Origin of the sequence: Paraburkholderia sp. BL17N1 (assembly GCF_003634175.1) — a bacterium.
In the GTDB taxonomy this organism is placed as follows: domain Bacteria; phylum Pseudomonadota; class Gammaproteobacteria; order Burkholderiales; family Burkholderiaceae; genus Paraburkholderia.
The window spans coordinates 1901429-1920250 of the sequence record NZ_RBIW01000002.1 but is presented as its reverse complement, the minus strand read 5'-3'; the positions used below and the strand labels follow the sequence as shown (position 1 = coordinate 1920250).

Below are 18822 nucleotides of genomic sequence, written 5' to 3'. Positions count from 1 at the left end.
CTTGTTCGTAACCATGACTACATTTTAGGTAAGCGCACTCTTAATATTAAGCCCGAGGTCAGGAACGGATTGTTGCAATATATAGAGCAACCCTGAGTAACACTGAGGACTGCAACTCCAAAAAAAAATCCACGTTCGAGAGGGGGAGCAATCCACATTCCTACACCGCAAATAAACAACACTCCGTAATTGGTATCTATGCCGCCACGAAATGACAGGCTACGCTTCATTCACGGTTCAGTTCTATTGTTCGAGCGTTGAAAAACTTTCCCGGTTAGCTTAACCCATTACTGTGGATTGCTAATGAACAAGATACTTATTTCCACCGCCACTGGCGCACTTTTCGCTGCCGCGGCGTCGTCGGCCTTTGCACAAAGCTCGGTCACGCTGTACGGCATCGTCGATGAAGCCATCCGGTATCAGACGAATGCTGGCCCGGGGGGCAACGACCAGGTCGCCATGACGTCCGGCCCGGAAACTCACAGCCGCTGGGGCCTGAGAGGCAGCGAGGATATGGGGGACGGCTGGTCCGCGGTGTTCCGCCTTGAAAACGGCTTCGAAGCTTTTAATGGGCAACTACATGTCCCTGGCACCCTGTTCAGTCGGCAAGCTTTCGTGGGTCTGTCGAACAAAACGTGGGGCTCGCTGACTTTTGGCAGGCAATATGCGCCGGCCTATGACACCTTGGGCGACATCTTCGACCCGCTGACCGTTGGCAACTATTGGCAAAACAGCTGGATGTATAACGGCATCGGCCCCTACCTCGAAGTCAACAACTCGGTCAAGTACAAGGGCAGCTTCGATGGCCTGGATGTCAATGCCCTTTACGGCTTTGGCAACCAGCCGGGCGCGGTTGGTCTCGGCGCCACCTATGCCGTCGAACTGACATACACGTACGGCCCTGCCATGCTCAACGCAGGCTTCCAGCAGGTCTCCGTTCCGACATCTGCGACCGGCTCTTCGGCTGGCACCAGTGTCGGCAGCTCAATCAATGGCGCCAAAACCAACTTCCTGCACATCAGCGGCGCGTTTCAGGTCACCCACGATATCCGCCTCCTGGCCGGTTGGCTGCGGGGGCAGGACCAGACTGGTTTGACCGACAGCTACATGCAGCAATCTGGCGCGCCGACACTGAAAAGTGGCAGTCCCAACCGTATCGACGACACTTATTACGTCGGTGCGAACTGGCACGCCATGCCTGCGCTGCTGTTCACGTTCGCCTACTACTACGGGCAAACGCGCAATGCTGAACTGCTCGACGGCACGCTCGGGAGGGGGGTGAACCAATCGGGCACCGTTCTCGCCGAATACTCGTTTACGAAACGGACGGAGGTCTACGGGATCACGGACTTCGCGCGCGGCACAGGCGCGTTCTCCGCCGACTACCCCGGCGGAGTCAACGGTGAGGGCGTTCCGACCAACACCATTGGCCGGACCAATCAGGTAGGCGTGGCAATCGGACTTCGCACGATATTCTGAAGACGCGTTCGTCCCCTTCGACGCGGACTCCGATTTCATGCGGATTTTAGCCACGGGGTGAAGCCAGCCGCCCGGACTTTGGGTCTTCGGCGGCTCATATGGCCTGGTGCCGTGGCGACTTCCCGCGCGCCGCGAGGAGCGAAAAAGACGGCGGTGCACCGACGCAGCGGTTTCATGCGACTATCCGCAGCATCGTCGAAGTCCTGAAAAGGTCGACGACACCCAGCGGGTGCCATCGAATGGTCCACTTCGACACCGCGTTTTGCCATCATTTCCTCAAGGTTGGGCGGGCCCAGCGATTATGCGACGTGCCACTGCACGCGCCACAGCATCAAATCCAGAGGACGGTGCAGTCGCTTCACCACGTTGGCGATGCCAGGTCGCAACGTGTTGCGCGGCGTCCCGTCGTCCTGGCCATCGCGGTCGTCAGCCATTTCTGTCCGCCGGATTTTGCCTCAATGCCTTGTTGCGACAGACCCTGCCGCATTGGGGGCGTCGTGGTTTCGCGCGGAGTAATCGTCCCGTTGCCCCTGGGACTTACTCATCCCGGTCAACGGCAACAGGGTGGAGGACGGCAACCATTGGCGCAGCCATCAACCACTCGCCGGCCTGCTCTCGATACCTGAGGTAATGGGCGCTCTCACGGTGCGCTTCCAGCGCAGCTTCGTCCGCATAAGCCTCGATCAGGTGGAACGTGGCGGGTCGTGTGCTGTCGCGGTACAGGTCGTAGCGCCGGATGCCCGGTTCCTGTCTGCTATGCGTGAGCAGCACGCGTAGCGCTGCCTCGACGTCGGATTCCCTTTCGGGGCGGGCCTGTAGCGTGGCAATGACTTCAACGGTCATAAAGGTTCCTTTCTATCTTACGGTTGAATTGGATAAGTTTGCTGGCGGCTCACAGCCTGATCACCACTTTGCCTTGTGTGTGTCCTGCTTCAGCCTCACGCAATGCCGACGGCACCTCGTCGAGCGAAATGATGCGGGTGATCTGCGGATCGATGCGTCCTTCCGCAACCGATCGGGCCAAGGTTTCGCCTGCGCGCGCGATGTCACGCAGGTTGTCGGCGTCTCCGTGCTGGTAGGCGAAGCCCAGTGCCACGTCATGCAGCGAAATGGCTTTTTCCCAGGGCGGAAGGTCCTTGTCCTGTGGACGACCGACCACGCACACCATCTCGCCGTTGTGGCGGAGCAAAGGCAGCAGGGCCGTGGCCGAGTCAGCCGACACCAGATCGATTACCGCATCGACGCCGCGACCCTGGGTCAGGCGCATGGCCTCGGCCAGCACGTCAGCCTGGCGGTAGTCGATAACCTCGTCAGCGCCCAGCGAGCGGACGCGGTCCACCGAACGTGATGCGGTTGCGATGACGCGCGCGCCGGCCTGGCGGCACATCTGCACCGCAAAACCCCCTACGCCGCCGCCAGCGCCCGTAATCAGAACCGTCTGGCCCGGCTGCTGCAGTTTCAGTTTCCGGTGCACCGCCTGCCAGGCCGTCAGCCCGGCGCAAGGGAGTGCCGCAGCCTGCTCGAACGACAGGTCGTCCGGCAAAAGGCTCAATACCGCCGCGTCGACGACGACGTACTCCGCATAGGCTCCCCAGCGATACAGATTGGTCAGTGCCATCACGCGCTGGCCTGGCTCCCATCCCGTCACATCCGGGCCCAAGGCATCGATCTCGCCAGCGGCATCGATGCCCAGGATATGGGGCATGGCCAGGCCGGCGCCATTGCGCGCGAACTTGAAGTCCACCGGGTTGATGCTCGAGGCCCTCACTCGCAGGCGGACTTCGCCCGCGGCTGGCGTGGGGATGGAAACATTCGCTGGCACCAGTGTGTAGTCCGGTCCCGCTTGTTGAAGAAGCAGAGTTTTCATTGTGTCATTCATGCTATGGCAGCTTTGGTTTTCATGGCGCGTTCCTCAAAATCTCAAAAGCCGGACAGCACGATCTTGCCGCGCGCCTTGCCACTCTCGAGCAAGGCATGGGCGCGGCGCAGATTGGCCGCGTTGATGGTGCCGAAATGGTCCGCCAGCGTCGTGCGCAGCACGCCAGCGTCTACCAGCCCGGCGACCCGGACCAGAATATTGTGCTGCTCGATCATGTCCGGGGTCTGGTACATCGAACGGGTGTACATCAATTCCCAATGCAGCGAGATGCTCTTGGGCTTGAGGATCGGCACGTCGAGCGACTCGGGGTCATCGATCAGCCCCAGCTTGCCCTGCGGCGCCAGCATCTCGGCGATTTCGATCAGGTGCTTGTCAGTGTGGGTCAGGCTCGCCACGTAATCGACCTCGTCAATCCCAAGGCCGCGCAACTGCTCCGGCATCGGTTGCGTGTGGTCGATCACATGATGCGCTCCAAGCTCGCGCACCCAGTCGCGTGTTTCCGGCCGCGATGCGGTGGCAACCACGGTCAGGCCGGTCAGCTGGCGCGCCAGCTGGATCAGTATCGAGCCGACGCCGCCGGCGCCGCCAATGACCAGCAGCGTCCCGATCGGGTTTTTGCCTTCGCGCACTTGCAAACGGTCGAACAGCAACTCCCACGCCGTGATCGTGGTCAGCGGCAGCGCGGCCGCTTCCTCGAAGCTAAGGCTCTTCGGCATCGGGCCGACGATGCGCTCGTCGACCAGGTGCAGCTCGCTGTTGGTGCCCGCCCGTAACAGCGAACCGGCGTACATGACGCGATCGCCGGGCTTGAACAGGGTTACTTTGTCGCCCACGGCGCGCACCACGCCGGACGCATCCCAGCCCAGCACCTTGGGTACCGCTGGTGGCGGCAGCACGCCGCCACGGATCTTGGTATCGACCGGGTTCACCGAGATCGAATGCACTTCCACCAACAGGTCGTAACCAGTTGGCTCCGCCTCGGGCAACGTGGTGTCGGTCAGGGCATCCGGCGAACCGAGCGGAACCGACTCGTTATAGATAACGGCTTTCATATGTACTCCATAAAAATGACGCTTCAAGTTACAGCGGGCCGCGTTTGTTCACTCGCTAATATCGTCAGGAACGCATAGGGCGATGACCCTCGCGCCGTGAATGAACTGCATGCCCTGCACTGATGCTCAGTAGTAGTGGCGCAGGTTGATCATCGTATAGGCGGGAGTCTTGAATGCGGAGTGGACCGGCCCAGGCGCTGCACAGGCTATGTCTCTCGTTAAACATAGATATTCTGATCAGATAGTATGCTCGAATTCAGCGTCGACGGTCCAAGCATGCGAGCGGCGATTCGTTTCTTGAGTATCGGCAATGACACGCCGCGTTCATCTGATGTCTGGGCAAGGCGAAGTGGTGCCTGATTGGGCCAAAGCATGAGAGAAACGCCTGCGTGCAAAGTACATAGCGAAGACCGCACATGTGTCGTCCGCGCCTGCGAGTCGGCTGATGGCTTCTATGAGCAAGTGAAGGAGCCGATTACCGTCTATCCCGGCCTTTCAGTGAGCGACATCTTCAATGCGTTCTACGAATGCGGCCGCCGGATGACGGCCTTCACTGGAAACTCCGACAAACTCCTGGCATGTACCCACACGCGGCGCCGGGCGCTCGCGCTTAGAAGGCAAATCAGACGTGCCGTCTGCCCGCCGCATGAAGCGCAGCGCAAACGGCACATCAGTACACCAGCACATCACTACAAAAGGGAACCGACGCGCAAACTTACGCGACCGCGTAGCGTTCAAGCCAATGAGCATAAGGCGCCGGCAACGTCCACGACGGACGCTCGATACCCAGCTTTTTCGCCGCATGATACGGCCAGTGCGGATCGGCCAGATGCGCGCGGCCGACCATCACCAGATCCAGTTGACCGTCCTTCACCGAACGGTCCGCCAATTCCGGCGTGTCGATACCCCACGCCGACGAAACCGGAATCCCGGCCTCGCGGCGCACGCGCTCGGCGATCGGCGCGAGAAACGCCGGCGCCCACGGAATCGCCGCCGTCGGCGTGGAGAAGCCGACGCTGACGCTCAGCATATCCAGTCCCTCACGCTTGAAATTCCTCGCCAGTTCGATCGATTCGACGAGCGTTTCCTCGTCGCGGCCGTCGTACTCGATCACGCCGAAACGCGCCGTCAACGGCAGATGCTCCGGCCACACCTTGCGCACCGCCGCCAGCGTTTCGAGCAGGAAGCGGCTGCGGTTCTCCAGGCTGCCGCCGTAGGCGTCGTCGCGCTGGTTGGAATGCGTCGAGAAGAAGCTCTGGCCGAGATAGCCGTGCGCAAAATGCAGTTCGAGCCATTCGAAGCCTGCGTCACGCGCACGCTTCGCGGCCGCAACGAAATCCTCGCGAACGCGCGCGATGTCGTCGAGCGTCATGGCTTTCGGCACCTTCGGCAGACCGCCGCCGAATGCGATTGCCGACGGCGCGATGGTCGGCCAGCCGCGGCTGTCGTCGGCGGCGATGTGATCGTCGCCTTCCCACGGACGGTTGGCGCTCGCCTTGCGGCCCGCGTGGCCGATCTGGATGCCGGGCACCGAGCCCGCAGCCTTGATCGAGGCCACCACCGGCGCGAAAGCCTGTGCCTGCTCGTCCGTCCAGATACCGGCGCAGCCCGGCGTGATACGGCCTTCCGGCGACACGGCCGTCGCCTCGACGATCACCAGACCCGCGCCGCCGCGCGCCAGACCGGCCAGGTGGATGCGGTGCCAGTCGTTGATCAGGCCGTCTTCGGCGGTGTACTGGCACATCGGCGGAATGGCGATCCGGTTGCGCAGGGAAACGTCTTTGAGCTTGTAGGGCTGGAACAATGCGGACATCAGGCTAAACTCCTCTGGACTTGCTTGTACGGTAGTTCGATAAACATCGAATAACGAAGTATCGCAGAAACCTTTATCATTTGCAGCATGCGCACTTATAACCACCCCGCCGCCGAGGATTTCGCGCTCGGGCGGCTCTTTCATGCACTCAGCGACCCGGTCCGCCTCGAGATCGTGCGGCGCCTCGCGTCGGTCGACGAGGCCACCTGCGGCGAACTCGACGGCGGCCGCCCGAAGTCGAGCGTGTCCCATCACTTCCGGATCCTGCGTGAAGCGGGTCTCGTGCGCACGCGCGTGGCCGGCACCGTGCATCAGAATTCGCTGCGGCGCGCGGAACTGGACGCCCGGTTTCCGGGCTTGATGGAGGCGATTCTCAAGCAGATCGTCGCGGAACCGACGCTCTGACCTGGCGGCTTCCGCTAAGCCCGCCAGGCGTTTGTCGGACTTTCCGATGAAAGCGGTCATGCGGCGCGCGCATTGGGCGTTAATGAATCAAGTTATTTGTGCAGGAGGTGCGGGTCGCCAGGCCAGCATGCTCGATGCTTCGTCTAGCCCAGGTGTGGTAGACGGCGCCTGAATCGGCACTCAATCGCGGCGCGCAGCATCCGAACGACTATGAAGGAAGCCGCCAAGAAATGTGGGGGACCGATCTACTCCGTTCTGTTAAAGCGTCGACGAGTTTTCCGGAACTCTGCATTGATCGCGTCGAGTTGCCGTCGCTCTGCTTAGCCTTGTGCGCATACTTGCCGACATCGCTTTCGACAAGCAGGTCGGTGACCGAATGATGCCGCTGCGGATCGAACCGTGTTTGTCCGACGCTAAAGCGGATTTCATAGCTGCGAGTTCGATCGCCGCAATCTCCCGTTCCGCGATCTGCGCCAGGTCGCGCAAGAGTCCGCGCTCTTCGCTCCCGAATTCTCGCGGGCGCATATCGATCACACACAGCGTGCCGAGTTTGCTGCCGTTCGGTGCAGTCAGCGGTTGCCTGGCATAAAAGCGAATGCCGGGCGAGCCTGTGATGAGCGGATTGTCATAAAAGCGCGCGTCGTTGCGAGCATCGGGAACCACCAAGACGTCATCGTGCAAAATGGTGTGCCCGCAAAAGGAAATGTCGCGCTACGTCTCCGCGACGCTTAAGCCTATACATGACTTGAACCACTGTCGGTTCTCATCGACCAGACTCACAAGTGCGGCCTGCACATTGAAAAGGCGACGTGCGATTCGCGTCAGCCGGTCAAATCGTTCCTCACCGGGCGTGTCTAGCAGTCGGAGCGCGCGCAGCGTGGCGAGGCGCACAGGTTCGTTAATGGGAATGGGCGCGGCAAGCATAACAGTGTGGATCCCTTGCGAACAGGGTTTGAGGGACAGGCGTTATGGATAACCAGAACGACGGCGTCGCGAGATGCGAACAGGCTGGCCGGGAGCAAACCAGCCAGGCTCGACGTAACGGCGACAGTCACCCCCGCCTCAAGATGCTGGTCGAATACAGGCCGCAGCCCGCGTATTCGGGCTGTTTAGCGTTACAAAAATCGCATGAAGTTCTTTCGCACGGCTATCTGAGTTGCAAACAATGACCTAACCGCGATCCCACGACGAGTAGCAATTACGTTTCAAAACTTGCATATCAGATCCGCCGTCATACGCGGGTAACTTGGCGCGGCAAGTCGCTGAGGCAGGCTTGTCTGCCTGCTTGGCGGCTCACGCGCTCGCCTTAACCGTTAAGACCAAATGCAAGCCCGAAGGGGAGCAGCAGTCGAGCGGCACGTGTCGTCTGCCGGCTCTATGCGGTTTTCTTCACGCTGCCGTGCGGATCGATGACGAATTTCTTCGGCGAGCCCTCGCTGAACGTCTTGTACGCCTCAGGCGCCTGCTCCAGCGTGATGATCTCAGTGTTCAGCATGGCGCCAAGATAGGGCATCCGATCCCACAGGATCGCCATCATCAGGTCGCGGTTGTAATGCATGATCGGTGCCTGCCCCGCAGTTAGCTTCGGCGACTTGATCCAGGCCTTGCCGAAGTCAATCGGAAGCTTGCCCTTCTTCGTCAGTTCGGTGCTCGCCTTCGGATCGGCGTCGGTATAGATGCCGGGGATGCCCATTGCCCCACCGGCTCGCACCACTTCGATAAGCGTGTTGATTACCGCCTCCGAGTGCTCGCTGTTCGCCTCCGGACCACAGCCGTGCGCCTCCAACCCGACGCAATCCACGCCGCAATCCACCTCCCGCTTGCCCAGGATCGCTTCGATCTGGTCGGCCACCGGCGTGTCCCTGGTGAGATCGACCACCTCGCAGCCATTATTCTTCATCAGGTCCAGCCGTGCCCGGTTGGTATCGGCCACGATGATGCAGGACGCGCCGATCAGGCGAGCTCCCGCCGCGGCACACCGGCCCACCGGCCCGGCCCCGGCGATATACACCGTAGAGCCCACCTTGGCCCCGGCCTCCATCAGGCCATGAAAGCCGGTCGGCAGGATGTCCGACAACAGCGTGAGATCGCGGATCTTCTCCATCGCCTGGTCCTTGTCCGGGAACGACAACAGGTTCCAATCGGCGTAAGGCACCATGAGATAGTCGGACTGGCCGCCCTGCCAGCCGCCGAGATTGAAACCATAGGCGCCGCAATCGACGGCGTCGTTGACGTTCATGCAGACATCGGTATGCCGCTCCTTGCAATTGCGGCAGCGCCCGCAAGAGACGTTGAACGGGACCGAACATATGTCGCCCACCTTAATGAACTCGACGTCCGGCCCGACCTCGATGACTTCCCCTGTCATCTCATGTCCCATCACCATCCCCACAGGCGCGGCAAAGCGGCCATGGTAGATGTGCTGATCGCTGCCACAGATATTCGTCGTCACGATCTTGAGGATGGCGCCGTGATTGGCTTTCTTGCCTGTCGGTGTGACGAGCTTCGGGTAGTCGAAAGTCTGCAACTCCATCTTCATGGGACCCATGTACGTTACTACGCGATTGCCACTCGCAGCCATGATATTTCTCCTTGTTCGGTGGTTGAGGTCCGATCGATGTTCCAATCGTGGCCCGGGTAAGGCGTCGCGCTCGAATGGAGCGCGCTGGTCATCGCGATCCCGACCACGTATGCAGGCCAAGAGATGACGCCCATCTCGTCGACGTGGCCATTGACCCGATGACGGTGACAACAAGACTAGACTCCAGCCGGTTGTACTTCTTCCTCATTCCTGCAAAGACGTGTCGGATATCTGCGCTCGTGCTGCGCGGATTTCAGATGTGAACGTACGGCAGCAATCCGAAAAAATTGCGCAGGTGCAGGGAAGAAAATCGGCCAGGCGCGTCCTATCGTTGTCCTACCGTGCTTTGATCGAGCAGGGCATCCTTTCAGAAAAACACCGTCGCTGCGTGACGGGAACACGCACGACGATCGTTTGATCACGTGATGGACCTTTCGATTGCTGGCTGTGTCAGTTGGCTGATCTCTCTGTTTGTCTGATGAGAATCGAGGAACCGCATCATGCAAGCTGCCCTTGAAGAACACAGAACGAGGCAATCGACGATGGCCCTCCTCTCGGCCGAAGGCGAACTGCATCTGCCCGTTAAGTCCCGTCACGTTCGCCCGATGCGCGATGACGGCTACTTCCGGAAATGTGTTATCCGGCTCCTTGAGCGTACCAGTCCGACCTCGGCAACTATTGCGTGGAGCGACGCGACCTCCTGCTGCTACGGCGCACAGCTATGGCGTCGCCGCATCGCGAAGAAAGCCGGGGTCTGTTGCCTGAGCGGCCAGACCATTGCAAAGGGCAACGCCGTATATCGACCCAGACGTGTCCGACCCATACCACGAAACATCGATGCAATGATTCTGGCCGCAGTGCTGGAAACCGGCTCTCTGGAAGAAGGCATCTGACAGTTCTCCACTTGTTGGTCACGGGTCAAGCACGAAGAGGTTTTGATCGAGAGGAATCTTCTCTACAAATGGCAGAGCGCTGCTCTCGTTAGTGCAGGATTCGTTGCAAGCGTCCTCATGCCGGTCTTGCAGATCATGCTTGAACCTTTTGGCGATGGCTCTTTACAGCCTCGACTGCCTCGGTAAATGTATCGCTGTCATTTTGAGCGCACGCCCCAGGAGCGGAGAGCGACATGAACCCAGGCTAGCGGACGCAGATCTGTTCATGCTCGTGACCCAAGGCGGTCGTCGGAGCGATGCAGGAAGTCGCGTATCGTGTAGCCGACTGCGCTGCGCATGCGTCCACAGATCCTGACCATGAATATGTCATCCCATTGAGGAGATTCAGAACTGTCTTCGCTCTTCTCGCGTTTCACAGGCAGGCGGCTGCGTCGGGATAAGTGCGGTCGCCCGTGTTCGTGCAGTCCAGGTTCATCGAAGGGTAGCGTCTTTCGCTAAACTGCCGTTTTTTATTCGCTTTCGCTGAGGTTCCATCACATCGGGTGGTGCGACCCTTCCACCTTGTGATCGACAAACCGCGTGCCCCATTCGATGCCGTCCCGCACCGCCTCCTCCTCAGCAAGCCATTCCGGCTGAACCGTATCCGGACGGAATTCGGCCACGGTGCTGTCGGCACGGCGCACACTTACCTTCGCCTGCCAGGCGCCGTACGCGTTCTGCTCCGGCTGCACCACGATCTCGTAGCCTCGATGTTCCAACGTGTGCCGCTGCATCACTCGCTCCGGTTTCGTATCAAGGGCGTCAGCCTGGAAGCACGAACTCGGTGCGCATGTCTTCGATCACTTTCTTGAGATGATGTGCGTAATCTGCGCCGAGGTCATCGAGCGGCACTATGTTCCAGTTGCGGCCGGATGCGTCCGGCGGATGTCGCTCTGGCAGCGGTATGCGCACGCGCAAAGCCCCCGGTACGTCGACGCCGATTTTCGCCATGCGGCTCTGCAGTTCGTCGCGAATATGCTCCGGGGATCGAACAGTCTTCGGCATCGGTCTGCCTCCCTTTGGTCGCAAGTCCGGGTTGTGACTGAACGGCGCATACGTTCATCGTGCAAGAGCATGCGCTAACGATGCTTTAAGTCTAGTCGCTAATCCGGAAATGTTCGGACAATCGGCCGCTTCTGCGGTGTTATTGCGGATCTGGCTGACGTGGCGGCCTGCAATAAATTTGCGCGTTGGCTATTTTGAGTTCGTGGAACGTCTGTAATGTGCGGACGTTCTTTCGACGCAGCGTGTGAAGTTCGAGGCGAACGCCCGGTCGTGAACCTTTCGAAAGCGGCAGTGTAGTTGAGAACCGGGCAGGGACGCATCCAATCCCCAATGCAGCGACGGATCGAATGAGCGCAGGATCGCGACACATCTGAGCAGGAATTGGAAAGAAGCGCACGCGGGTCATGGCTAGACTCGGCGTAAAACGGGACTCTGTGATGTGAATGACGCCGACGCTTTGAAGCATCGATGGCAGCGCTTTTCGGGCCACGTCCAAAACGCCAGGAGCGAATTTATGTCCGATACGGAAATCGCACCCAAGGTACCCGGGCAGAACGACGAACAGGTCAAACTGCGCAAGCTCTTCGAACCCATAAGGATGGGGCCGCACACACTCCGTCATCGTGTCGTGATGGCGCCGCTGACGCGTTCGCGCGCGAGCCGACCAGGCAACATACCGTCGCAGCTCAATGCCTGTTATTACGCGCAGCGCGCAGCGGCCGCGCTCATCATCAGCGAAGCGACGCAGGTGTCGATGCAAGGACAGGGCTATGCATGGACGCCCGGGATCCATAGTCGAGAGCAGGTCGAAGGCTGGCGGCTCGTGGCGGACGCCGTGCACGAGGCGGGGGGATTGATGTTCATGCAGCTCTGGCACGTCGGACGCATATCGCACCCCTCGTTGCAGCCCGATGAAATGCTGCCCGTTGCGCCGTCCGCACTCCTGCCGAAAGCAGAGGCGTTTGCGCAGGAGCGCGGGGAGGCTCCACGGTCCGTCATCGATGGGCGTTGGAGATAGACCGTCGTTGACCGGCGAACTCGCTGCCGCCATACGACGATTTGCGATGGCCGCCGAGTCGGCGACCCGTCACGCTGGGAGGCCGCGCCATGGCTGTCACTACTTGGGTTGTCGTTGCGGACGGCAGCCGTGCTCGAATCTTCGAAACGCCGGGACTTAAACTGGATTTGCGAGAGATCGAAGATCTCGTCAATGTCGCCCCTGCTGGAGCGGCGCTGAGCGAAAAAGATCGTGAAAAATTCGCGAAGACCGTCGCCGACTACGTCGAACAGGGACGGCTTCACCAGCGGTATCAGCGATTGCGATTTGCCGTGGAGCCGAAATTTTTAGGGATGCTGCGCGCGCGTCTGAGCGAGGAAACGCGTCGGATGATATTCGAAGAGATCAACGAAGACCTCTCGGCCCTCGATGCGCGCGAAATTCAAGCGCACCTGCGAAGGCATTGACGGTGACCGCGACGGACCCCTCACGACAAGTTCTGGCGACCAGTGATCGGCGATCGACCAGGATAGCTGTCCTCCTCCGAAATTCGGAGTATCAGCTTACCTAGCCCAGACACCTCGCACAGACAACGCGTAATGCGAGCTGCCGACGGAACGCAAGCGCGCTCCGGTCGCGTGGTCGTGAGCCAAGCCCGCTGAGTTCCACGCGCCGGAGCGTCGCCGCCTTTCGTCACACGCCTTCGACGAGAACTGCGCGGTAACGCGCGCCCTTGAATCGGTGCTGAACGACCTCCTGATACGCCGGGCTGTCGTACCACGCACGCGCGGCCGCTGTCGACGGAAACTCAACGATCACGACACCCTCTGGCGCGTCGCCCTCAAGGACCTGCTGAGGTCCGTAGGCAGCGAGAATCTTGACAGGATGACCTTTGAAGGTCTCGCCCACTTTGCTTTGGTAGACGTCGAGCTCACCTTGATCCTGCGTGCTTTCCCTTGTGAAGACAATATAAGTCGCCATGTCGTGCGCTCCCGCGGTGGTGTGAAGGTGCACAGGATGATGCCATGAACCGCATTTAGCCTCCAGCGCAGCGTCGGCGCGGATGCCGACCCGTAACTTGGGCTAGACAACCACCCGATCCTCGCAGTCCGACATTCCCGAGCCGATCACCGCAGGGATTTCCCCAGGCGATCTCCCTCCTCGCGTCGGACGCCTATCGGACCCACTGCGGTCATACGAGGTTCTGCCACGCAGGAGGCTGCTTCCCGCGGAACAACGCCCACCCATTGACCGCTCGCCGATCAGGAAGCGTTGCCAGGCGCCGCATTGGGAAACAACGACAGCCGCAGCCCAATGAGCGCATGCAGCGCACCTTTGCGCAGCTTGTAGCCGGGTGCATCCGGATCGGCCGCGAAGTTGGCCATGATCCGCGCGATGGCGGCATCAACGTCGATTGCAAGTGCCAGAGGTACGCTTTGACGGTGACCCGATTCGACACACCGTTCATAGTGCGACCGAATGTCGTCGAGCACCCGGTTTAACACGACTGGCAACTCCCCGGGAAACTTGCCCGAGAGTCTGCGCAGGTCGAGTGTATTGAGCGCGATGCGCATGTCGCGCAGGCTTTCGATCGACGGGTTGGCGTAGTCCTCACTTGGCGCCACGCGCGGAATAAGCTGCATGAGCCGGTCGAGCATGCGCGCGTTCAGATCGCGTTGCTGACCGACTGATAACGTGGACCCGCTCAAAATGACATCCCTCCAGTTGGAACGGGTCAGCCGCGCCGCCGCGGCATCTGCTCCGAACGGGCGGATTACCCCCGTCATCAATGAAGCGAAGAGCACCCCGGCCAGCCCTGCGAGATTGGCATTCAGGAAGTTGAGAATGTTCGCGTCATACGCGCTGTCGATACCGAGAAAGGTCGCGGTCGTCAGCGCAACAAGGGTCGATCTCAACGCCCATTTCGGGCGAGGTATCAATAGTCCAAGTGGAACGAAGACGAAAGAAAAGAAAATGACCAGCACCGGAAAGTCCTGGCCACTCGGTAACACGACGAACAGATAGAACGCTGAAATGAAAACGCTCATCGTCGCGCACCTGACGAAAGTGATCATCATGGGCACGGGCTCATCGAGTGCGGCGAAAAAGCAGACGCCGATAGCGCCCAACGAGACAGCCGCCGCACCGTCCTGCCAGCCGGAAGCGATCCACAGGCACGACAGAACGAAAACGACGAGTCCCGCCGAGAAGGCGGAGAACAAGGCAAGACCACGGTCGAGAAACGCGTGCCGGGTGCCGACCCGCCAATGCCGGAAGCGCGGCCGCCAGTTCCCCCGTTCGTGAACGATGATAAGGCGCAGGGTCCGGCAATCGACCCAAAGATCCACTAACTGCCGCAACCGCCACAGCGCGCTGGATAACAACGCCGCCTGCCAGGTCGTCAGTTCGTTACGGGCCGATTCCAGTTGCGCAATACGCATCCGCAATAGGGGCGCCTCGCGCTCCGGGTTCTCGCTGAGCGGCGCGTCCATCCAGCGTCCGATATCGCGCAGCAGTTCGCCGATGCCTGCGGGCGTGTCGGTGCCCGATTTCTGAACGGCCGCGAGTATGTCCGCGAGCGCCGACGTGATCGGCAGTATCAGCTCCATCCGGCCTTGAAGTTCCTCGCTGCGAGCGAGTATCACGGGGCTGGCGTGATCGTACGCCAGCTGGCTCAACAGCAACTCGAAGCCGCGCGCACTCGACGCCATCTTTTGACGGCTTCCCGAAACCAGCGCTCCCGCAACTCGGCCATCCAGCGACTCTTTCAGGTAGAGAGTGGCCTCGCGGAACCACGAGTCGGTTCGCTCGATCAGCGTTGGCGCGAGCCGGTTCGGGAAAAGAACGCTGCCGACGATGCTTGCGCAGACGATGCCAAGCGTGATTTCTTCGGTCCGCGCCACTGCAACATCGAAGATGGTCAATGGGTTCGACACGGCTGGCAGGGCAATGACGGACAGCGAATAACTGGCAAGCAGAAACACGTAACTGCGCGCGGCTCGCGTCGAGATCGAAATGTACACGAACACGCTTGTCCATAGCGCTATGAGCGCGCTCAGCAGATAAGGCGTTTCCGCGAATGGCGGCACGAGGGCGACGGAGGCAAGCGCCCCAAGCACGGTACCGAGCGCGCGGTATAGCGCCTTCGATCGTGTCGCTCCGACAAACGGGTTCGATACGATATAGACCGATGCCAACGCCCAGTATGGCCTCGGAAGGTCGAAGTAGAACGCGATGTAAAGCGCGAGCATCCCTGAGAGAAAGGTCTTTAGCGAAAAAATCCAGTCACGTAGCGAAGGGAGTTTCATCGGAAAGATCGCGTTGGGATGAGTCTCTCTCCCAGCAGGTCGGGTTGGGCTTGCAGTGAAACCACCAACAGTGTGCTACGTTTCGCCGGATTCTGCGTGGTCAATCACACGTGGCTGCATGCGCGTCGAGGCCGCAAGTTTTTCGTGCGTCGGCAAAGCGCAGGGCCCAGACCACCAGTTTCCTTTTTTCGCGACCCCGTGTGCCTGGGATCAGCTTGTATCCGGACCTTGCCATCCCTGCCTTGCGGCTCTTCACATGACCGATCAACGCACGAGGCTGTCGTGCCAACGACGGGATGTTCACCTTCTGCGCTCAGCATGGGCGCCTCTGCGCAATGAATCAAGTAACACGAACATTCTGTAACGACCCAATGGACCCGAAATCGGGCCTGGTTATCCTCTAGATAAAGTATCGCTTGGATATCGCGCATGGCCGCCTAGAATTCATCGTGCCCCCATGACATTCAAGCGAACCTGGAACCAGACGATGAAGACAATCAATGTGCTCAGACTTGCCGCGGTCACGCTAGCGACCGTGTTTTCCGTCAACGTGTGGTCGCAAACGGCTGGTACCGCCGCGCCCTCCTCAGGCGCGCCGTCGGCAAGTGCAGGAATGTCGAAGAAAGAGATTCGTAAAGCTAACAGGGCGCTGAGCAGGAAAGTGTCCCAGGCGCTTCAGAAAGGCGGCGTTCAGATGAACGGCATGAACGTAATTGCCAAACGCGGTGCAATCACGCTCGCCGGGCACGCCGCCGATCCGACTCAGATCGACAAGGCCACCGCTATCGCACAAGGTGTCGATGGCGTCTCGTCGGTGAAGAACATTATGACGGTTCAATATGGAGGGCAGTAGGCCGCGGCACGCGAGTGTGTCCATGGCGCACCCTTGTGCGCCGCGAAGTTCGTGTGAAATCGATAGGCGCGTGATGAGTATCGGGTAGTCTCGAAGCGCTGGTCGCGCGATCGCGGCGGTCCGCCTGAAAGAGCTGCGCCATTTCCCACGCAGCATGGTGACGGCGAACTCGGTGATTCGGCGGACCGTACGCATGAGAATACCGAGTGTCGCAATGGCGCGCAATGATAGTCACCGCCGCGCCGGTGGCCATGCCGCCAGGTTTTGCGTTGCTCGAGAGTCTGGCCCAGCGTCTTCGTCGTACCACTATTCGTTCAGCAATCTGCCATGTCATCTTCACGCATCCTCGCCCCCGCATTGCGCTCGTTGGTCCGTTCTGCCGACGAAGCCGCTGCCCAGATTCGCCCCAAAATGACCGTCGCAATGAGCGGCTTTACCGGATCAGGCTACCCAAAAGCGGTGCCGAGTGCGCTGGCGAGGCAAATCCAGGCGGCGCACGAGAGCGGGGAGGATTTCCGCATCAACGTGCTGACAGGCGCCTCGACGGCCCCGGAACTCGACGGTGCGCTGGCCCGCGTCGACGGCATCTGCATGCGCCTGCCGTATCAATCCGATCCCACGCTGCGCGACAAGATCAACGCGGGCGAACTCGAATACCAGGACATCCACTTGAGTCATGTTGCGCAATATGCGTGGTTCGGCCTGTTCGGCGATATCGACGTGGCAATCGTCGAAGTCGCCGGCATTCGTGAGGACGGGCTGCTGATTCCTTCCGCGTCGGTCGGCAACAACAAGACGTGGCTTGAGAAGGCCAGGAAGGTGATCCTCGAAGTTAACTCGCATCAGCCGGCCGGCCTCGACGGGATGCACGACATCTACTACGGCACCGCGCTGCCGCCGAACCGCGAGCCGATTCCGTTGACGAAGAGCAGCGACCGCATCGGCGAGCCGTATCTACGCTGCCCCGCAGACAAGATCACCGCGATCGTCGAAACCAACGCACCGGACCGCAGCAATGCCTTCTCGGCGCCGGACGCGACGTCGAAGCAGATCGCCGCGCATTTACTCGATTTTTTGCGTCATGAAGTTTCGCGCGGACGTCTGCCGACGAACCTGCTGCCACTGCAGTCGGGTGTCGGCAATATCCCCAACGCGGTACTCGCGGAATTGAACGCGGCAGGCTTCTCGAATCTGACGGCGTTCACGGAAGTGATCCAGGACGGCATGCTCGATCTGCTCCTCGACGGCACGCTTAGCTGCGCTTCGGCGACGGCGCTGTCGCTGAGCCCGGACGCGGTCACGCGTTTCGCGAACGATATCGACATGCTGCGCGAGAAAATCGTGCTGCGTCCGCAGGAAATCAGCAATCATCCGGAACTCGTGCGCCGCCTGGGCTGTATTGCTATGAACGGGATGATCGAGGCCGATATTTACGGCAACGTGAATTCGACACACGTGATGGGCACGAAAATCCAGAATGGAATCGGCGGGTCGGGGGATTTCGCGCGCAACGGATATCTGTCGTGCTTCATGTCAACCAGCCTGGCGAAGGATGGGGCGATCTCCCGGATCGTGCCGATGGCGAGCCATGTCGATCATACCGAGCATGATGTGGCTGTAGTCGTGACCGAGCAGGGCCTCGCGGATGTACGCGGCCTGTCGCCGAAGCAGCGGGCGCGGAAAATCATTGCGAACTGTGCGCACCCTGATTTCCGGCCGATGCTCGAGGATTATTTTGAGCGGGCATGCCGTGAGAGCTTTGGCAAGCAGACGCCGCATCTGCTGGGCGAGGCTCTAAGCTGGCACGAGCGCTTCGTGCGCACCGGCTCAATGAAGCCGTAATGGCGGCGTTCCGCGCCTTGCGTGCTGGCGCACACAGGCGCAACACTCCTTCCCCTTGCGCACCACCAGCGATCGTTTTTGATCGGTGATCCCCGTAGTCGGCTTGAATATGCCGCTTGTTGTCCGAGTACTCGCGTGGCCAAGTCGCCTTTCACCTGCACTGCGATAGCATTCGCGCGCATGGGAACCGGTAGTTGCTTCACGTATCCCCGCCATGCATGACGAACGTCGGACTTGTGGGATCACTGAGCGCACCGTCTTCCCGAGACAGTGCGGCGGGAAGGATCATCTCGCCTGCGTTGGCAGGACGGGGACGCGAAAACGGCATGAACACGGGTGTCCCGGCAGCGATTGTGCGCCCGCTGAGCACGCACGTCCCCTTATGTGGTGCGTGCCTCAGTCGCCATATCTGCTCTGCGTAACAGCACCCCTGCGGATCACGCCAGGAAACGGTAATAGCGTTCCGGTCGGACCGATCGAGAACGTCCACCAGTTGGCTTCGGCTGTGAGAATGCTTCATGGAGCGACGCTCCGCGTCGCGCGACGGCGCTGTCCGGCGTACAAGCCCCTGCGACAGAACAGATGGGTGATCGGTTAGCGTTTTCGATCGCAGCAGGTCCAGGATGCCCGACCAGATTCGGTGCTGCTGCCGCCTCGTGACCATGACGTGTTGTCC

16 protein-coding genes and 3 pseudogenes are annotated in these 18822 nt (G+C 60.4%); 8 read left to right on the top strand and 11 right to left on the bottom strand.

Annotated features, from left to right (window positions below; translation table 11 throughout):
* Window positions 1-303: 303 nt before the first annotated feature.
* Window positions 304-1479 (top strand): porin, encoded by a 1176-nt coding sequence (locus B0G82_RS28465; protein ID WP_116147406.1) that lies wholly within the window; start codon window positions 304-306, stop codon window positions 1477-1479.
* Window positions 1480-1715: 236 nt separating this feature from the next.
* Here B0G82_RS28465 and B0G82_RS40670 read toward each other — a convergent pair.
* The 5 genes and pseudogenes from B0G82_RS40670 to B0G82_RS28440 form a co-directional block, all read right to left on the bottom strand.
* Window positions 1716-1897 (bottom strand): annotated as a pseudogene (locus tag B0G82_RS40670) (IS6 family transposase); the annotation flags it as partial.
* Window positions 1898-2016: 119 nt separating this feature from the next.
* Window positions 2017-2322: a putative quinol monooxygenase gene (locus B0G82_RS28460; RefSeq protein WP_116147404.1), complete on the bottom strand. Its 306-nt coding sequence runs from the start codon at window positions 2320-2322 to the stop codon at window positions 2017-2019.
* A gap of 49 nt (window positions 2323-2371) precedes the next feature.
* Complete coding sequence (locus B0G82_RS28455) at window positions 2372-3346, bottom strand: zinc-binding dehydrogenase (RefSeq protein WP_116147402.1); 975 nt, start codon at window positions 3344-3346, stop codon at window positions 2372-2374.
* A 53-nt stretch (window positions 3347-3399) separates the two neighbouring features.
* Entirely contained in the window at window positions 3400-4410 is a 1011-nt protein-coding gene (locus B0G82_RS28450; RefSeq protein ID WP_116147400.1) for a zinc-binding alcohol dehydrogenase family protein, read from the bottom strand.
* A 715-nt stretch (window positions 4411-5125) separates the two neighbouring features.
* Window positions 5126-6223 carry an NADH:flavin oxidoreductase/NADH oxidase gene (locus tag B0G82_RS28440; protein ID WP_121309790.1) on the bottom strand — a complete coding sequence of 366 codons (1098 nt, stop codon included), beginning with the start codon at window positions 6221-6223 and terminating at the stop codon, window positions 5126-5128.
* 87 nt (window positions 6224-6310) lie between these two features.
* On the opposite strand from B0G82_RS28440, the gene B0G82_RS28435 reads away from it, so the two are divergent.
* Window positions 6311-6628 (top strand): helix-turn-helix domain-containing protein, encoded by a 318-nt coding sequence (locus B0G82_RS28435; RefSeq protein WP_121309789.1) that lies wholly within the window; start codon window positions 6311-6313, stop codon window positions 6626-6628.
* Window positions 6629-7060: 432 nt separating this feature from the next.
* On the opposite strand, the pseudogene B0G82_RS28430 reads toward B0G82_RS28435, so the two are convergent.
* Window positions 7061-7552 (bottom strand): annotated as a pseudogene (locus B0G82_RS28430) (GAF domain-containing protein); the annotation flags it as partial.
* 44 nt (window positions 7553-7596) lie between these two features.
* Between B0G82_RS28430 and B0G82_RS39845 the strand changes: the two are divergent.
* Window positions 7597-7797, top strand: a complete 201-nt coding sequence (locus B0G82_RS39845) for a hypothetical protein (protein ID WP_158608198.1) — start codon at window positions 7597-7599, stop codon at window positions 7795-7797.
* 206 nt (window positions 7798-8003) lie between these two features.
* On the opposite strand, the gene B0G82_RS28420 is transcribed toward B0G82_RS39845, so the two are convergent.
* Window positions 8004-9209 (bottom strand): alcohol dehydrogenase catalytic domain-containing protein, encoded by a 1206-nt coding sequence (locus tag B0G82_RS28420; RefSeq protein ID WP_199730179.1) that lies wholly within the window; start codon window positions 9207-9209, stop codon window positions 8004-8006.
* A 500-nt stretch (window positions 9210-9709) separates the two neighbouring features.
* On the opposite strand from B0G82_RS28420, the gene B0G82_RS28415 reads away from it, so the two are divergent.
* Complete coding sequence (locus B0G82_RS28415) at window positions 9710-10102, top strand: DUF3331 domain-containing protein (protein WP_121309788.1); 393 nt, start codon at window positions 9710-9712, stop codon at window positions 10100-10102.
* Between the two features lie 533 nt (window positions 10103-10635).
* Here the strand turns inward: B0G82_RS28415 and B0G82_RS28410 are convergent.
* Together B0G82_RS28410 and B0G82_RS28405 are read right to left on the bottom strand one after the other, a co-directional pair.
* Entirely contained in the window at window positions 10636-10875 is a 240-nt protein-coding gene (locus B0G82_RS28410) for a DUF6566 family protein (RefSeq protein WP_116147392.1), read from the bottom strand.
* A gap of 28 nt (window positions 10876-10903) precedes the next feature.
* Window positions 10904-11146, bottom strand: a complete 243-nt coding sequence (locus B0G82_RS28405) for a hypothetical protein (protein ID WP_121309787.1) — start codon at window positions 11144-11146, stop codon at window positions 10904-10906.
* A gap of 514 nt (window positions 11147-11660) precedes the next feature.
* Between B0G82_RS28405 and B0G82_RS28400 the strand changes: the two are divergent.
* Window positions 11661-12110 (top strand): annotated as a pseudogene (locus B0G82_RS28400) (alkene reductase); the annotation flags it as partial.
* A gap of 143 nt (window positions 12111-12253) precedes the next feature.
* A complete protein-coding gene (locus tag B0G82_RS28395; protein ID WP_116147388.1) occupies window positions 12254-12610 on the top strand; it encodes a host attachment protein in 357 nt (118 codons plus the stop codon).
* A 226-nt stretch (window positions 12611-12836) separates the two neighbouring features.
* Here the strand turns inward: B0G82_RS28395 and B0G82_RS28390 are convergent, their stop codons facing one another.
* Both B0G82_RS28390 and B0G82_RS28385 read right to left on the bottom strand, forming a co-directional pair.
* Window positions 12837-13124 (bottom strand): DUF1330 domain-containing protein, encoded by a 288-nt coding sequence (locus tag B0G82_RS28390; RefSeq protein WP_116147386.1) that lies wholly within the window; start codon window positions 13122-13124, stop codon window positions 12837-12839.
* Window positions 13125-13405: 281 nt separating this feature from the next.
* Complete coding sequence (locus tag B0G82_RS28385) at window positions 13406-15451, bottom strand: FUSC family protein (protein WP_116147384.1); 2046 nt, start codon at window positions 15449-15451, stop codon at window positions 13406-13408.
* Between the two features lie 487 nt (window positions 15452-15938).
* Here B0G82_RS28385 and B0G82_RS28380 point away from each other — a divergent pair, with 487 nt between their 5' ends.
* Window positions 15939-16304, top strand: a complete 366-nt coding sequence (locus B0G82_RS28380; protein ID WP_116147382.1) for a BON domain-containing protein — start codon at window positions 15939-15941, stop codon at window positions 16302-16304.
* A 327-nt stretch (window positions 16305-16631) separates the two neighbouring features.
* Window positions 16632-18146 (top strand): acetyl-CoA hydrolase/transferase family protein, encoded by a 1515-nt coding sequence (locus B0G82_RS28375; RefSeq protein ID WP_121309786.1) that lies wholly within the window; start codon window positions 16632-16634, stop codon window positions 18144-18146.
* Window positions 18147-18822: the final 676 nt, after the last annotated feature.

What these genes read in the sequence shown, in the direction of transcription:
- B0G82_RS28465 (WP_116147406.1), top strand. Translation starts at nt 304, where the DNA reads ATGAACAAGATACTTATTTCCACCGCCACTGGCGCACTTTTCGCTGCC.
- B0G82_RS28460 (WP_116147404.1), bottom strand. Translation starts at nt 2,322, where the DNA reads ATGACCGTTGAAGTCATTGCCACGCTACAGGCCCGCCCCGAAAGGGAA.
- B0G82_RS28455 (WP_116147402.1), bottom strand. Translation starts at nt 3,346, where the DNA reads ATGAAAACTCTGCTTCTTCAACAAGCGGGACCGGACTACACACTGGTG.
- B0G82_RS28450 (WP_116147400.1), bottom strand. Translation starts at nt 4,410, where the DNA reads ATGAAAGCCGTTATCTATAACGAGTCGGTTCCGCTCGGTTCGCCGGAT.
- B0G82_RS28440 (WP_121309790.1), bottom strand. Translation starts at nt 6,223, where the DNA reads ATGTCCGCATTGTTCCAGCCCTACAAGCTCAAAGACGTTTCCCTGCGC.
- B0G82_RS28435 (WP_121309789.1), top strand. Translation starts at nt 6,311, where the DNA reads ATGCGCACTTATAACCACCCCGCCGCCGAGGATTTCGCGCTCGGGCGG.
- B0G82_RS39845 (WP_158608198.1), top strand. Translation starts at nt 7,597, where the DNA reads ATGGATAACCAGAACGACGGCGTCGCGAGATGCGAACAGGCTGGCCGG.
- B0G82_RS28420 (WP_199730179.1), bottom strand. Translation starts at nt 9,209, where the DNA reads ATGGCTGCGAGTGGCAATCGCGTAGTAACGTACATGGGTCCCATGAAG.
- B0G82_RS28415 (WP_121309788.1), top strand. Translation starts at nt 9,710, where the DNA reads ATGCAAGCTGCCCTTGAAGAACACAGAACGAGGCAATCGACGATGGCC.
- B0G82_RS28410 (WP_116147392.1), bottom strand. Translation starts at nt 10,875, where the DNA reads ATGCAGCGGCACACGTTGGAACATCGAGGCTACGAGATCGTGGTGCAG.
- B0G82_RS28405 (WP_121309787.1), bottom strand. Translation starts at nt 11,146, where the DNA reads ATGCCGAAGACTGTTCGATCCCCGGAGCATATTCGCGACGAACTGCAG.
- B0G82_RS28395 (WP_116147388.1), top strand. Translation starts at nt 12,254, where the DNA reads ATGGCTGTCACTACTTGGGTTGTCGTTGCGGACGGCAGCCGTGCTCGA.
- B0G82_RS28390 (WP_116147386.1), bottom strand. Translation starts at nt 13,124, where the DNA reads ATGGCGACTTATATTGTCTTCACAAGGGAAAGCACGCAGGATCAAGGT.
- B0G82_RS28385 (WP_116147384.1), bottom strand. Translation starts at nt 15,451, where the DNA reads ATGAAACTCCCTTCGCTACGTGACTGGATTTTTTCGCTAAAGACCTTT.
- B0G82_RS28380 (WP_116147382.1), top strand. Translation starts at nt 15,939, where the DNA reads ATGAAGACAATCAATGTGCTCAGACTTGCCGCGGTCACGCTAGCGACC.
- B0G82_RS28375 (WP_121309786.1), top strand. Translation starts at nt 16,632, where the DNA reads ATGTCATCTTCACGCATCCTCGCCCCCGCATTGCGCTCGTTGGTCCGT.